This window comes from Nocardia aurea, assembly GCF_003123685.1.
In the GTDB taxonomy this organism is placed as follows: domain Bacteria; phylum Actinomycetota; class Actinomycetes; order Mycobacteriales; family Mycobacteriaceae; genus Nocardia; species Nocardia aurea.
In genome coordinates this window covers 15,699-29,823 of the sequence record NZ_QCYJ01000130.1, presented here as the reverse complement: position 1 = coordinate 29,823, position 14,125 = coordinate 15,699, and the positions used below count along the sequence as shown (strand labels likewise).

The window sequence follows — 14,125 nt, the reverse complement described above, 5'->3', positions numbered from 1 at the left end:
TATCTCTGCCGTGCGCCTGGTGCAGATCGGCGAACGGTTGTTTGAGTTCATCGGAACGGACCCCATCGACGTCGAGATACATCCGTTCGTAGAAGGCTTCGTTCAGGTGGCGCCGAACACTGTCGACGCTGGTTTCGTACAGCTGCCGTGGATTCGTGATCAGGCCTACTGCCTGCTTCAGCACCTCGACACCCACCGACAGTTCGGCCGTCGTGGCCGTCAACTGTTCCTGGATACTGGCACGGGAAGTTTGGATCTGGCGGAGCTTCGCCTTGATCTTGTCTCGCGGCATAGCGTCGTCCGCCGCCAGATCGACGAGTCGTTCTTCCTGGCTCTCCAAATCCTTGAGGCGCTGTTGCAGCGTGGCATGCATCTCTTGTACACCGGCAGTTTCGTCAGCCAGGATTCCATCGAGCATCGAGGTTGCGTTCACGATGAAGTCCGCCGGTAGTTGCAGCGTGGCGTAGTGGTCGATGATCGCCTGCTCGACAACTGCGGCAGACAGGTGCGGGAGATCACACTCACGATCCTGGCGACCGCGGCATAGGAAGTACTGGTAGCGGTTGCCGCTTCTGCCAGTGGCCTCGGTATAGATGAGACGAGCAGTTCGTCCGGCCGACTGGCACCGGTCGCAGAACAGCCCGCCCTTGAGGTAGTGCTGTAAGACACGATCACGTTGACCGGGACGGCTACGGAGGTTCATGACGTTTTGAACGCGGTCGAACAGTTCCTGGGTGACGATTGGTTCATGCCGTCCGGGGTACAGCGCACCATCGACCTCGATCCAACCGGCGTAGTACGGGTTCTGAAGAAGTCTGTGCCACAGCTGGAATGACACCGGCCGCTCAGGAATCTTTCCGCGTGCGCGAGCAGTGAGGCCAAGATCCGCCATGGTAGCTTCCAACAATTCCAGGCCGTACCGGCCGGTGGCATACAGCTGGAAGGCTTTACGGACCAGGGGCGCCCGGCGTTCGTCCTGTGCCACGGTGTTGATCAGCTTGCCGTCGAATTCCTTGCGGACGTTGAGGTACCCGACCTTGGCGAATCCCAGGGTGCCGCCGTTGACAGCCTTGGTGCGCATCTTCTCCTGAATGTCCAAGCCTTGCAGCTTGTTCATCAGGTCGTTCATGACATCGAGCATGCCTTCCATCGCCTCGGCATGTGGACCTTCGCCGAAGTCTTCTTTCGCGCTGATCAGCCGAACATCCATCGCCTTGAGCTGGGTTTCGATGATGGCGGCGTCGAACCGATTGCGGAACGCACGCGACCGCATGTAGACGATCACGTAGGTGACTTCTGGGTGCTCGGCCAGATAACGCAGCAGCTTTCGTATGATCGGTCGCTTGTCGATCGTCTTGGCGGACTGGCCGGGCTCGACAAACTCCTCAACGATCTCGGCGTTCATCGAGGCGGCCTTCTTCTGACACCATTCACGCTGGGTGAAGATAGACAAGCCATCGGGGTCGATATCGACGGCAGTTTCCAGCTGCCGCTTGGTGGACACGCGAAGGAGCAGAACGGCTTTCCCTGGCAAGGCGGCTGGGCCACGGACATGGCGTTTGGTCATGTGTACCTCCTACGAGCGATGGTCGAGGTATGGAATAACAATTGGCGTAAGCGCGGTGCGCAGTGGAATCCATTCCCAGACAACTAAATTCGGCCTGCCGGGATTGACGGCTAAGTTGACGGCAACGGAGCCGATCACGTGAACGCGTGTACGTGTCCGCAGTTGTTGAATTACAGAGGTGAGCAGTGGGTCTCTCACTAGCTTCGGTATTACTTTTAAGCAGGGTGTCGTGGGTTCAAGCCCCACTGGTCCCTCCATGGAAAGAAGTCGACTAGAATAGAGGTCGACTTTTTTCTTTGGCTCAGAAATCGTTGTATCAACCGCAACGATTGTCATGCTTGACGGTTGACCCTGACGGCTACGGGAACGAACGCCCGCACCCAGCAACGTCCGACCGATCAGGTCAAGCCCTGACTTTTGCATCTCACTGCTAGCGTGCTGGTAGAGCAGTTGAGTCGTGGATATGTGAGCGTGGCCCATGATGAGCTGAGCATCCCGGTCAGGAACCCCGGAATTTTTCAAGAGTGTCGCTGTACCGTGGCGAAGCCAATGCAGCTTGATTCGACGTAGTCCGGCCTGTTTCGTCAGTAGATGAAAAGTGCGCACAAAATTTCGTGGCCATAGCGGCGAATTATTCTTGCCACGCAAGATAATTCCTGCCATGTCATCTTCACGCGAACGTCGTACGACGTGCCCTGTAATGCCACCTTGCCGAGTATGCTCGTCCAATACCTCCGCTTCGGCGGGTATTCCCTCTATTGCGTCGATGTATTGGTAATCAAGTTCAACCACATTTCGTATCTGATACCGCCTCAGAACGTCGCGTACCAGCGGAATAAGTGGTAAGTCACGTCTGCCGGAGTTAGTCTTGACCGGGCCGACTTCGAGATTGTTGCCAATCTGCTGTAGCTGTTGACGAATATGAATTTGACTCCGTTGCCAGTCGATGTCTTGCCAGCGTAGTCCTAGAACTTCGCCGCGTCGTAGGCCATAAATCGCCAGCATCAGGAAGGCTGGATACAGCGGGTGCGATTCGACAAAGCGGAGGAAGGAGCCAGTTTCCTCGGCTGTCCATGGGGTGATATCCCCTCGCTGTTCCTTCTCTAATTCAACCAGCCGGGCGACGTTTCGGGTCACGAGTTCCTCACGCATAGCGCGTGTGAGGGCGGCACTGAGCACGGTGCGTATGGCTCTAACCGTCCGAAGTGAGTGCCCCTCTGCTAGTTGGTAATTGAGTATCTGTTGCAGGGTAGCCGCGCTGAGGCGGTCAAGCGGGTATGAAGCGAGTAGCGGCTTGAGGTATAGCCGAATAATTGACTCGTACTGTTCCAGCGTCTTCGGTCGGCGGTTGCTAGGTGCAACGTCTCTTATCCAATAGTCGAGATAATTCCCGACAGTCCACGATCGCTCTGGGACAGGGATGCCCCGCTCTGCGTCAGCCAATCGAACGGTCAACTTCCCATGCGCTTCTTTTCTAGTTTTTCCGTACACTCGTAACCGACGAACTGTTCCATTGACAGTTCCTAGATATGCGGCACCTTCCCAGCGGCCATCCTTGCGCTTGTAGACACTGCCTTCCCCGTTAGTGTTACGTCCGCTCATGATCGGCCTCCGACGACGGTCAGTTCGTCAACGAAGCGCTGTACCTCGGTGAGCGGTACAAACCGTCGACGTCCGATCTTCACCGTCGCTAGTTCTCGATTGTTGATCAGTTGGTAGAGGCCCCAGCGGCTCAGCCGCAGCCGTGTGCAGGCTTCGGGGATCGTCAGTAGTGTCGACGGCCCATCGATGCGAGGAACGCCTTCCAGATGGGTGCGATACCAATCCAGGTCAGTACCTGCACCGTCGGCCAGCCTGAGCGCGAGTGTTCCGAGCGTGCGGAGCGCGGTCTTGGTCTCCTCCGGTAGCGCTGCCGGTTGGTTGGTAGGCCGTGTCATCGGACGCTCTCCCATAGCCGAAGCTTGTCGGGCTGAGTATCAGATTCGGAGACGAGCACGCCGACGCCGAGCCGTTGGAAGTGGCGGGAGAGGACTTCGACAAGCGGTGAGCTCCGGGCGTAGTGGCAGGTGCCGGTATAGATGATGTAGCGGATATCAGGATGGGAGTTCAGGTAGGCCAGCAACCGGCGCAAGACGGGACGTGTGCGCAGACTTTTCTGTGCGCCGATCTCGGTGAATTCTTTGACGATGCCGACTCCGCGTTGCAGCGCACCACGGCGCCCGGATTCGCGCTGCACGCTGATCTTGATGGGCTCACCGCCGCCTGCTGCCCGATCCGCCGCTGTCGGTGCGGCGACGGACAAGAACTGCACAGCGGGTTCGAATACCGGCAGCTCGGCGCTTTGCTTTGTGTTTGATCGGTGTCTCTTTCCTTGCATGGGAGAAGCCTCCTTTCGGTTACGTCATCGGTTGGGTCTATTTTCTTTTATAGAGTTTTTATTCAGGGATGAAGTCGTCCGGCGGCAGGACGGTGTGCTGATGATGGCCGGAAGCGCAGTCTGGTCGGAAGCACATTCCATGTCGGGCGGCGACAGCATCGACGGCGGCTTCGATCTCCTGGATCGCTTGCTCGGGTATGTCGTGGTAGGAGATGTGCACGTGCGGGTCGCGGCGGGTGGAGATCGAGGGTATCCAACCTGCAATGGCGAACAGTTCGCCATAGGGCATCTCGATCGCTTTCGCGATAGCGCGCAGGCTCTCTGGTGTCGGCTGGGCGAAAACCCCTTGCCCGATGCGGGTGATGGTCGACCGACTCAATCCCGATCGTTCCGCTATTGTTGCCCGTGTTATATGTAGCTCTTTGCGTCGCACCTCGATAGCTTCCGCTAATTTCAAGGCTGTCACGTTTCGGGATGTGTGCATTGTCGTTTCTTCTTATAATTTCCCCTAAAGAAACAATAGCTCCATTGTTGCGTAAAGGCAATTATTAAAAGAAATAAAACAATACCATTTAAAATGAATATGCTTGATTTAGCTATTGGGTATCGAATATCCAGACACCACTGCCCTCGGCGGGATAGGCAGTGATCTCGTATTCACCCACCATGCCCGGTCAGATTGCCGCATAGTCGACAGACGTGAACTGCTCCAGTGGGCACGGCCCGCCTGAGTGCCTCCAACAGGTGGCGGGCATAGGCGCCGACGCTGACGTAGTGGCCCTTGTAGGCGGCAGTGAAGCGATCCAGCTGTGCACCTCGGTGGAAGTGTCGGCACGTAGCGGGAGGCCGCAGGTGACGTAGATACGTAGGTGCAACGGCGGTTCGGTTTCGTGGCCCCTGTTCGCGCTCCGGGGGCGCTGCGTCGGGTTGTTCTTCGGATGAAAAGTGTTGCGGAGAATATTCATTCATGACCACCTCCTTTCGGTTACGGTTGAGTGTTGGCCGGTCGGACAGGGATGCGAGAGGCATCCCGTTGCTGTCCGACCGGCCTCTCACCGGAAGTGGTGAGCGTGCTGCTCCATCCGGTCCTCTACTCGCTGGCCTGCTGTCCACGCCGTGAACGTGGACGCGATGTCCCGGCCTCGGCCTGCGGCGCCTCCTCCGCTACCGCTGGTTCGTCCTCCTGGACGGGCGGTGGCGTTGTGGGGGCGGTAAACAGGTTGGCGATAGCTTCCTGCCGCTGCCTGGCCTGCCGTTCGATTTCTTCTCGGGCGGCGGTGGCCTTGGCGATCAGCTCGGGATCTTGTTTGGCTGCCTCGATGTAGGCGTCGACCGCTTTGAACGATTCGGCCTTGAGACTGGTGCCGCGCAGTTCGGCGATCCAGGTGAGTTGGGCGTGGCGGGCGGGGTCGAGTTTGATGGCCAGGGTGATTTCCCGGCTGTTCGACGTCTCGGGTGTAGACATCGCTCCTCCTCGGTGCGAGCGGCCGGCGAACGCGGGATGCGTTCACGGTGACGGCCGCACGACACCGACGAGTCGCTGTCACCTCTATTCGGCGCCCTCTCTCGGTTCGTCGTGCACGCGCCGCTGGTAGTGCTCATCTGAAGGCACCGGATAACCGGGAATGGCGACATCGGAGTCATCGATTTCATTCCCCCAGGCATCCCAGCCCAGTTGCCGCCGTCGGGCGAACAGCTCCAGATACGGCCCGCTGGATACCCGTTCGATGATCGCGAACTGTTCTTCCGGCTTGTGGCTGTGGTCTTGGACTGGGGCGATGAACCAGGTGGGCTGTGCCCGGAAATTGACCTTGGCTTTCCCCCGTGTGCCGAACAGGACGTGTTCGGTCATATTGCGTAGGTACTGACCGAGCTGGAGACGTGGTTTCACCCATGTGAGTGGTGAGCGGTAGGTGAAGCCCCAGGCGGTCATGACGTCGTATCCTTCGCGCCAGGTGGCGTTCGTAACCCAGAGCCACAGCCAAGCGTCATCCTCTGCCAGTTCGGCAACCGGCATGTTCTTGATTTGCTCAACGGTCATGAGCGGATAGTGGCGCTGTGCACCGAGGTTGCCGCGCTGCAGCACATCCCACGGTGGATCGGCCATGATCGTTCGGTATCGCTTCTGTGTCGGCGCGCGAAGCTCGGTTGCGTTGGTCTTCTTCATAGGGCAGCTCCTTTCTGCATGATGTGGATGAGTTCGTCCGGGCCGATGACGTGGAACAGGTTGTCGGGCAGCGTGCGGTCCTTGGCAATGGCCTCACGCAGGGCGATACGGCGGCGTTCGGCCTTGGAAGTGGTGTCGGCGGTCATCGACCAGATGACTCGAGGGAACGCACCGTCGCTGTGTTCCTGCTCGATCCCCTGTCGTCGGTAGCTCTCGTACTCACGACACTTACGGATCAGCGTCGGGATGCTCTCGGTGCCCATATCGATCTCGATGAATGCCGCGTCGATGTATTCGCTACCCGGTGGCGTGGCGGTCTCGGCGTACAGATCCGGCTTGAGGGTCAAGCGTGCCCCGCCGACGCCGATGTAGGTTCGCCAGGCGGTGGGCTCGATGTCGCAGCGCAGCAGTTCCAGTTGCCGGGCTCGGTCGGCTTGGACGAGGGCAACGTGAGCGTCGGCGATGCCGAGTCGGTGGTGCAGGAAACGCTCTGTTGGTTCGCGGAACGGTCTCCGTGTTCGACGCTCCGAGGTGTGGCGCAAAAGTCGGTCGCCGATTTCGTCGACGTAGTGGATGGTGGCATTGCTGCCCGGCCGGTGACCACCGATGCGCTGTTTCAGGTTGGCGAGCACCCGATCCCGGCGCAGCCGCGACAGCACGCGTTGCGCTGTCCGCAGTCCACTGGCAGCGGACATCTCGCCGAAGTGCACTACCTGAATATGGGAAACGGTCAGGTAGCCGTGGTCAGCGACTGAACGCAGGATGTTCCAGTCACGGTCACTGAGCTGTCTGGCGAGCTTATCGAGGTCGCGAACACGGCGTCGTCGGGATGGTGTGGTGCCCGGTAGGGCACCATCATTCGGCTTCCGTACGGAGCCGAAGTCCGAGGTGGATGAAGGTTCTGTGGTCGAGGCGGGGCGAATACCGGGGCGAATAGCTGTGACAGACGAAGTCCCTCCGTCGCTTCCGCTCCTATCCCGCGAATTCTTTGTCGTCATGGCTGCCTCCTCCTGCGTCGAGGTGCGCCATGCGTGTCTCCGTTCACCTGGTCGAGCAGCGCGGCGAATCCCGCTTCGATCTCGTCCAACGGCTGCCCATACCGCTCACGGCTGAGCCGTCGAATCTCGCTCGGATCGCTGGTTTCCGGCGGCGGTGGCAACGTCACGCCCGAGGCCCACGGCTGCACCGTGTTGTCACGCATCAGATTCATGTAGACGTGGTGGGCGGGCAGCGCCCCGAAATCTTCAGGGGCGAGAACGGATTGCCCGGTGGCCATGTCCTTGGCATCGCCGGATTGGAGTTGGAAGGTGATGCGCGAGCGAGCGTTGTTCCGGAAAGCGTCGAGCATCGCCGGGGGCAACTGCTTCTGGTACTGATGGGCCAGGTGGAATCCGGCACGCAGACTTCGAGCGGTAGCGAGGGCATCCCCGAGATCCGTTGGGAGGCGCAAGTAGTCCTGGACTTCGTCGATGTAGACCATGACCGGCGTCCGTGAATGTTCCGGCGTACCCGCCCGCTCGCGGATCGCCTGCCACAGTTCCGCCAGGATGATCGCTCCGAGCAGCTGTGCCGCTTCAGGCCCGATGACCCCCTTCTGCAAGGGCACAAGCAACACCTTGTTCTCGCGGAGCACCTGGCGGACGTTGAACTTCGGATTGCGCTGCGCCAATACGGCACGTAACTGTCGGGTCAGCAAGGGGCGCAGCTTGTTGCTGAGGGGCGCGATCTTCGTATCCACCGCTTCCGGTGACAGCGAGTCGAACCAGGCCCAGAACGGCCCGGCTGCGAACGGATCGTCGCGGATGACCCGCTGGGTGAGCGACCGCCGAAAACCTGGATTGGTGAGCAGCAGCGGCAACATGGTGAGTGAGGCGTCGTTGCGTTTGGTGAGTACCTCCAGGGCATTACGAAGGATGTCGGCTGACCGCGGCCCGAGATCACCGTGGATGGCGTGAATCGTGCCGAACAGCGAATCCGCGATGACTTCCGGCGTGCGGCCCTCGCTGTGCGCCAGCGGATTTATTCCGACAGGGGCCTCGTCAAGGGCATCTAGGAGGACTACGTCCTGTTTTCGATGCTCAGGAATCCGGGCCAGGATGTCCGTCACCAGATCCTTCGGTTCGATCACGACGACCGGGCGACCCGCTTCGAGGTCTTGAACGATGAGGTTCAACAGCAACGTCGATTTGCCAGTGCCGTTCGGCCCGATCACCCAGGTATGGCGCATGCTGTCGAGCACGTTGTACCCGATGGTTCCGCTGACGCCAGGGGCGTTGGCCTCCGCAATCACCCGCTCACCACTCAGGAGCGCCGGGGTCGGGCGTACCGGCTTCGGATGCAAGGGTGGCTGACCGGGGAAACGCTCGTCATGGTCAGATACCGGCCAGGCCAACAGGTGGCTCAATTCCGGCACGCTCAACGGTTGTGCTGGGGTGAGGATCGACCAGGTGGCCCTCGGCTGGTTGATCTTCCTGGCTTTTTCGTCAGCCAGTTTGAAGTGCACCCCGGCCGTCTCCACTGTTCCGATCGCCGCCGCCAACCCGAGCATCAGGGATTTTCGGCGGTCCGCAGTGCCGGCCTCGACGCCGATTCGCACCACTGTGGCGAAGCCGTGCTGTCCGAGCTTGCGGGCCACAGCCTGCTTGGCATTCGGCCGCTTGTCCGGCAGCAGCCCATGCCAAACCTTCGAGGCCGTCGACTGGTGCCCGCCGTGGGGTTGCTCGATCGGGGGCAACATCGGCTGACGGCGTGGCCCGAGGATGACTTGAATCACCAGACGCTCCCCACGATTAACCGCGGTTAATGCGCTCAGGATGGATCGGCTGGAGGCGACCCGGTCGACAGGCTCCAGCGGCCAATCCGTTGCGGTGAGCTTCAGGCGCCGGGCCGTGACGATGTCGCCGCGCTCGCTGGGGTCGAAGGGTGTCACCACCGACCCGCCGACCAACTGCTCAACCGAACGTCGAACCCCATGGGCATGTCGGAGCTGGCTGCCGACAAGGTATTCCACACCATCAATGGTCGAGCGGGCTTCGAGGATGAGTTGCGGCGCATGTTTCTGGGCGGCCCAGTGGCGCAGCAGCGAGGTGGCTGCTCCTTCACGGAAGGGGCTGGGCCAGAACAGCAGTTGCCAGACGAGGGAATCTGCGGTCAGGTCCGGAGACTCGCTATCCTGCATCGTCATTATTTGGCCTCCTTTTCGGTCGTCGGATCGGTCTTCTGTTCGCGTTCTTCCGCTTCGGTTTTAGCGAGCACGATTGCGATCACAGCGCGACTGAGTTTGTGCAGATCGGGCGCGGGCCGATTCTCGCTGCGGACCGTGATGTTGCGATCGGCCCTGGTCGAGACGCGGCGCTTGACTTCGCGATCGGCACGGCGGTGATTGGGTCTTCCTGTTTTGGACATAGCTCTCCTCCTCGATGAATTAGATTTGATTTCTACGAGTCGACGTAGGGAATGTACGTCGGATTTTGACGGAATCGCTGGTGTGCAACCGCGTCTGGACGTTCACTATGAATTGCGTGTACGCAATCGCAAATAAAGGTTGTGAAAACTACTACAGCGAAACGAACACACAATATTGAGGTGACGTCAATGCTGAATCGATGTAATTTCGTCTACCACCCGGAACGCATTTTTCCGGTACAGGGTGACCGCCCCGACCAGCAGAGCGATCACCCCGGCGATGCCCAGAATGAGAGCCACTGTGGGCCAGATGGATTCGATGACGCCGACCGCGCAGTAGATAGCGACAGCCCCCACCAGCACACTGATGCAGCCGCGCTTGAACTTCTCGGCCATGTTCAGGTCGTCGCTCATGCGGGCCACCGCCGAACCCACTCGATCGCCTCACCCGCGACGATGGCCCCGAACTCCACCGCCAGCAGACTGCTGGTCGGGGCCGCATCGACCCGTTGCCCGGCCAGGCGTTGGATGTCACGGGTCAGGCGCAGACTTCGGCGCACCACGAAATTCACCAGTTCACTGCATATTTCGAGATCGTCACCCGGCGGCACCTTCGGTTGCAAATCGTCCAAGATGACCCGATGGTCGCGGATATTCACATTCACCACTCCCCACCGAGGTCGTCGGCGCTGCTGTCGGCGTCCGCCGAGCCGCTGGGTACGAGCGCCGTGCTTGCGGGTTCGTCCGAGGGTTTCGCGGCCTCGTCGGCGGGCGCATTATCAACGGTCACCAGCTCGGCCAACCGTTCCATCAGCTGATCGAGCACCGCATAGTTGACGGTGACCTGCGGTGCGAGCAGGTTGCTGCCCGAACCACCCTGCGAGAAGGTGAAGGTCGCTTCCGCACCGCATCCTTGGTGGTAGGAGCGGGCCAGCAGCCGCAGTTGATCGGCACCCTTGAGCGGCGTCCCTATCTTCGCCAAGGTAGCGGCATACACTCGCTCGGCTTTGAGTTCGATCGGCGGCAACTGCACGGCTAGATTGTCGATGCGCTCTTGCAGCTGCACACGGATTTTTTGGATTGGTTCCAGTTGTGTGGCCAGATGGCCGATCTCGTCGGTCTGGAGCGAACCGTCGCGGAAGTAAGTCATGAACACCACCACGTTCACCGTGACGACGACGACCGCGAAGAAGACGCCCAAGATCATCGCACTGGTGACACCGTTGCCCGCCGCCAAACTGTCGGACACGACCCGGTAGGCCATGACGATGCCGGCCCCGATAGCGAGCAAGGACGCCAAACTCACGAACAGCAGCGGGATAGTCCTTGCCCAACCCCCGGGCGCTGCGACGCCACCATGGTCGTCCTTGTAACCCTTGAGGTCCCGGCCGAAGAACTTCAAGCCGATCGCGACGGCCGCAGTGCCCAGCAGCGCAAAGACGGTCGCCGTGATGAGTGGGATCAGACTCTCACCCCATGCGGCACCGTTGCCGCTGCTCAGACTCGCCAGATCAACATTAAATACCTGCGTTACGAAATGCAGCAGCACTGGGAAATCCAGCAATGCCGCCCAGGTCGAGAAGTTGTGTAGCCACAGCGGCACCCGCCGATGTTTCAGGTTGCCAGCGTCACGTTCCTCGGTGATCTTGGCGCTTACCGTCGCCATCCGTTCGGTTGCCCGAGACGCCAGGATCGTGTCGCCGTTCATGCCGACGATCGGCTGCTGCTCCAGGCGGTCGAGTTCGGCGCGCGTGGTGCTCATTTCACCCTTGAGCACCGCCGCATGATCCACCAGCTCACCGAGCCGATCGGCACCGTGGTCACGGGCTTCCTCGGCGGCGAGCATAGCCTCGCTCATCACCAGGCCCTCCATCTGGGAGAACGTGGCTGGATCACGCGGGACGCCGATACGTTCCTGTTCGCTGTGCAGCGCCAGCAGTTGCGCCAGCCATTCACGCGGGATCGGCTTGCCGGTCGCTACTGACATCCTGATATCTCGCTTCGGCATTGCAGGCAGCTCGTAGGGCTTCGCGGGGAAGCGTGGCGGATCGGTCGGCTTTCGGAGCGTGACTGTCCTCCGCGACTCCGGCTCTGAAGAATGGCCGTTCGGTGTGGTGGCAGGTGTCAAGGTCACAGAGGTACCTCCATTTCGTTCGTTGGTGAAGGGCTCAAGCGGCTGATGCTCGTCGGTAGCCATCAGCGGCCCGGCTGGTGGAAGACGATTTCGACGCGACGGTTCTGTTGAGCCTTGGACTCGTCGAAGACGCCACCGGTGAAGTTGGGGATCACTGGCTCGCGGGCGCCGTGGCCGGATACGGCCCCGAGCAGTGAGGATGGCAGGCCAAGCGTCAGAAGCCGATCCGCTACCGCACGGGCACGGCGACCGGCCAGATCGTTGTGATCGTCGCCGTCGCCGGTATCAGCGATATGTCCGGTGATGTCGATGGCCTGAATGGCGCAGCGGGACGTTGCCTCCACGACCGGACGAAGTGCACCGTCGGCACTGACTGGTAGAGCGGCGCTTCCACCTGCGAAGTGCAGCACCGCATCCGAGAGGTTCAGCCAGACCGGGCAACCGCCACGGGTGATGGCCTCGGGCACGGGGACCACCGGCACCGGCATGGTCGCTACGGGCGCCGTCGCGGTCGGCGCGTCATGGGTGACAGTGCAACTCGCTGCCCCGGCTCGTTCGCAGATACCGACCCAGACCTGCTCAGTCATGGTGCGGGCGAACGGCGGCAAGCTCGGTTGTGAGCCGCCAGCACGACCAAGGCCGTGGAATGTCACGTGACGACCAGTGAGGTTGGGTATCTGCCCTTGGCGAGCGATGCTGTCGATGATGCTGGCCGGGTTTGTGTTCCAGCCGATCACGCGGAAGTCCATCGGGGCCTCCGTGCTGATGCCCGACGATATGACGTGAATGTCCGCATCCGGGATCTCCGCGGCCCGATCGAGCAGCGGCAAGACACTCAGGCCTGGCGTTGTGGAGGCTGCTTCGCCCAGGGTGACGCTGAGCTTGTCGATCGCTGAGTGGATCTGTCGATCGGCGTCAGCGGCGGCATGCTGCACCTGACCGTTCGGGCGGACCGGGGTGAGATCGGTGGTACGGACCTCACCGCTGAGGCTGGTGACCACGCGGACGGTGGCGCCGCCCTTGCGCTTGGATCGCTTTGCCATGCTCGTCAATTCGTCCACCATCGACTCCGGCAGCACCGGCCGCGGTTCTGCGCTGGTCGCCGTCACCACCAACGTGACCGATCGAACGGATGACAATGGAGCAGAAGACCCACATCCGGCCACCAGGCCGATCACGAGGAGAAGGAAGACGAGGAACAGGACGAGGCTGGGTGGGATATTCAGCCGCAGCGGGCAGCAGAAAGATCGCAGCGAGTTCTGCGATTTGGGGGAATGTGGCAAGTGAGTCTCCTTTGGGGATAGGTGGGGACAACCGAGCGAGGCCCTGGGTTGTAGCAGTTGGCACCAGTCGCGACCGATGCCAACTGCTACAGATCGCGCTAGGCGAACCCCCCGTGCGAGCCGTGGCCGCAGGCAGGGCACCACGAACCTGCGGACCTGTGATGGCGTCCCGAGCGAGAAGTTGCCAGTCGCAACTTGACTGTCGCCTCCAAAGAGACGAGCAGATACGACGCCATGAAGAGCGCCCAGGCGGTGAGGGTGGATTGCATTCGGTTCCTTTTTTCAGGGTGTTATGGCTCGCTTGATCAGCCAGTTACCACAATTCCAACTCTCAATGCGCACGTCACACCCTTTCCGGTCGAAGAATCGGTCGACTTCTCGGAATATTTCAGACCGAGAAGTCGACCGGGAACTCGACCAAGAACTCTTGCGTAATCCAAAGTCGCTTGCTATTTCCCGCACAATGCGTTATTTGTAGTAGTACAACTTAATAAGGAAATGCAGTATGGGCGAGCATTCTCAGCCTGAACCGAAATATAGGCAGCCAAACTATGAATTAGAGTCGCCGGTGCCAAAGCTTGATCTGCCGGTAAAGTCGGTAGAAGAAATATTAGACTTGATAGAGCGGCGTGACGCGGACCAATCCGAGCCCTCTGGCCGTGAGCGAGCACTACAGGACAACCAGTTGGACTGGGAGTTGGGGTTGTTGCCCGATGTGGACCCTGAACATTCTATCGGCGTAATCGACGCACTTGATGCGAGTGATCGCTTTGATGATAAGTTGACGGCCGTAGCAATGACCGTGAAGCTGTATCGACATAACCGAGACGCAGCGCGATTACGCCTGCGTAGGTTTCTGGGCGACAGTGACTTTGATGTGCGCGGTCACGTTCCAGACATGCTTGAACAGGAGTTCAGCGCAGGCGAAATCGACACTAGCGGAGTCATCGATTTGATGCGAATGTATCACGATGAACTAGAGGAAAGAGATCGTGAAATACAAAGCCTACTGCGAGAGCGGAGGCGCGCCGTAGGGCGTACCGCAGCTAGACCTGACGCGGTACACATACACGCTGGCGAGATTGCAAATTCGATAATTGGTGATGGAGTTACCCGCACGTACATTGCCAAGCCTGGTGACCACCGAGGGTCTAGTCAGTAGGGCGCGAGTACGACCTAGCTCTGCTCGCTG

15 protein-coding genes and 2 pseudogenes are annotated in these 14,125 nt (G+C 60.2%); 2 read left to right on the top strand and 15 right to left on the bottom strand.

The window, feature by feature from the left end; all coding sequences use genetic code 11:
* Nucleotides 1–10: 10 nt before the first annotated feature.
* Nucleotides 11–451: a hypothetical protein gene (locus DAT37_RS45805; RefSeq protein ID WP_232840137.1), complete on the top strand. Its 441-nt coding sequence runs from the start codon at nucleotides 11–13 to the stop codon at nucleotides 449–451.
* Between the two features lie 24 nt (nucleotides 452–475).
* On the opposite strand, the pseudogene DAT37_RS45800 reads toward DAT37_RS45805, so the two are convergent.
* The 15 genes and pseudogenes from DAT37_RS45800 to DAT37_RS32150 all read right to left on the bottom strand — a co-directional run.
* Nucleotides 476–1,567, bottom strand: a pseudogene (locus tag DAT37_RS45800) (recombinase family protein); the annotation flags it as partial.
* Between the two features lie 9 nt (nucleotides 1,568–1,576).
* Complete coding sequence (locus DAT37_RS32210; RefSeq protein WP_232840136.1) at nucleotides 1,577–2,704, bottom strand: tyrosine-type recombinase/integrase; 1,128 nt, start codon at nucleotides 2,702–2,704, stop codon at nucleotides 1,577–1,579.
* Between the two features lie 102 nt (nucleotides 2,705–2,806).
* Nucleotides 2,807–3,169 (bottom strand): annotated as a pseudogene (locus tag DAT37_RS46540) (tyrosine-type recombinase/integrase); the annotation flags it as partial.
* On the bottom strand, nucleotides 3,166–3,504 hold the full coding sequence (locus tag DAT37_RS32205; protein ID WP_109528686.1) for a helix-turn-helix domain-containing protein: 339 nt from the start codon (nucleotides 3,502–3,504) through the stop codon (nucleotides 3,166–3,168). The pseudogene DAT37_RS46540 and the gene DAT37_RS32205, both read right to left, overlap by 4 nt.
* On the bottom strand, nucleotides 3,501–3,944 hold the full coding sequence (locus tag DAT37_RS32200) for a recombinase family protein (RefSeq protein ID WP_109528685.1): 444 nt from the start codon (nucleotides 3,942–3,944) through the stop codon (nucleotides 3,501–3,503). The genes DAT37_RS32205 and DAT37_RS32200 overlap by 4 nt, the downstream gene beginning before the upstream one ends.
* A gap of 58 nt (nucleotides 3,945–4,002) precedes the next feature.
* Entirely contained in the window at nucleotides 4,003–4,410 is a 408-nt protein-coding gene (locus tag DAT37_RS32195) for a helix-turn-helix domain-containing protein (RefSeq protein WP_157978817.1), read from the bottom strand.
* Between the two features lie 624 nt (nucleotides 4,411–5,034).
* Nucleotides 5,035–5,409, bottom strand: a complete 375-nt coding sequence (locus DAT37_RS32190; RefSeq protein ID WP_198654547.1) for a hypothetical protein — start codon at nucleotides 5,407–5,409, stop codon at nucleotides 5,035–5,037.
* Between the two features lie 84 nt (nucleotides 5,410–5,493).
* Entirely contained in the window at nucleotides 5,494–6,111 is a 618-nt protein-coding gene (locus DAT37_RS32185) for an MT-A70 family methyltransferase (protein ID WP_109528683.1), read from the bottom strand.
* On the bottom strand, nucleotides 6,108–7,109 hold the full coding sequence (locus tag DAT37_RS32180; RefSeq protein ID WP_109528682.1) for a replication-relaxation family protein: 1,002 nt from the start codon (nucleotides 7,107–7,109) through the stop codon (nucleotides 6,108–6,110). Before DAT37_RS32180 ends, DAT37_RS32185 begins: the two co-directional genes overlap by 4 nt.
* On the bottom strand, nucleotides 7,106–9,295 hold the full coding sequence (locus DAT37_RS32175; protein WP_109528681.1) for a type IV secretory system conjugative DNA transfer family protein: 2,190 nt from the start codon (nucleotides 9,293–9,295) through the stop codon (nucleotides 7,106–7,108). Before DAT37_RS32175 ends, DAT37_RS32180 begins: the two co-directional genes overlap by 4 nt.
* Nucleotides 9,295–9,516 (bottom strand): hypothetical protein, encoded by a 222-nt coding sequence (locus DAT37_RS32170; RefSeq protein ID WP_109528680.1) that lies wholly within the window; start codon nucleotides 9,514–9,516, stop codon nucleotides 9,295–9,297. The genes DAT37_RS32175 and DAT37_RS32170 overlap by 1 nt, the downstream gene beginning before the upstream one ends.
* A gap of 186 nt (nucleotides 9,517–9,702) precedes the next feature.
* On the bottom strand, nucleotides 9,703–9,930 hold the full coding sequence (locus DAT37_RS32165) for a hypothetical protein (protein WP_109529083.1): 228 nt from the start codon (nucleotides 9,928–9,930) through the stop codon (nucleotides 9,703–9,705).
* Nucleotides 9,927–10,148, bottom strand: coding sequence for a hypothetical protein (locus tag DAT37_RS32160; protein ID WP_157978816.1), 222 nt, complete (start codon nucleotides 10,146–10,148; stop codon nucleotides 9,927–9,929). Before DAT37_RS32160 ends, DAT37_RS32165 begins: the two co-directional genes overlap by 4 nt.
* 29 nt (nucleotides 10,149–10,177) lie before the next feature.
* A complete protein-coding gene (locus tag DAT37_RS32155; RefSeq protein ID WP_198654546.1) occupies nucleotides 10,178–11,650 on the bottom strand; it encodes a hypothetical protein in 1,473 nt (490 codons plus the stop codon).
* Nucleotides 11,651–11,712: 62 nt separating this feature from the next.
* On the bottom strand, nucleotides 11,713–12,933 hold the full coding sequence (locus tag DAT37_RS32150) for an OmpA family protein (protein ID WP_157978814.1): 1,221 nt from the start codon (nucleotides 12,931–12,933) through the stop codon (nucleotides 11,713–11,715).
* 505 nt (nucleotides 12,934–13,438) lie between these two features.
* Here DAT37_RS32150 and DAT37_RS44445 point away from each other — a divergent pair.
* Nucleotides 13,439–14,095, top strand: coding sequence for a hypothetical protein (locus tag DAT37_RS44445; RefSeq protein WP_157978813.1), 657 nt, complete (start codon nucleotides 13,439–13,441; stop codon nucleotides 14,093–14,095).
* Nucleotides 14,096–14,125: the final 30 nt, after the last annotated feature.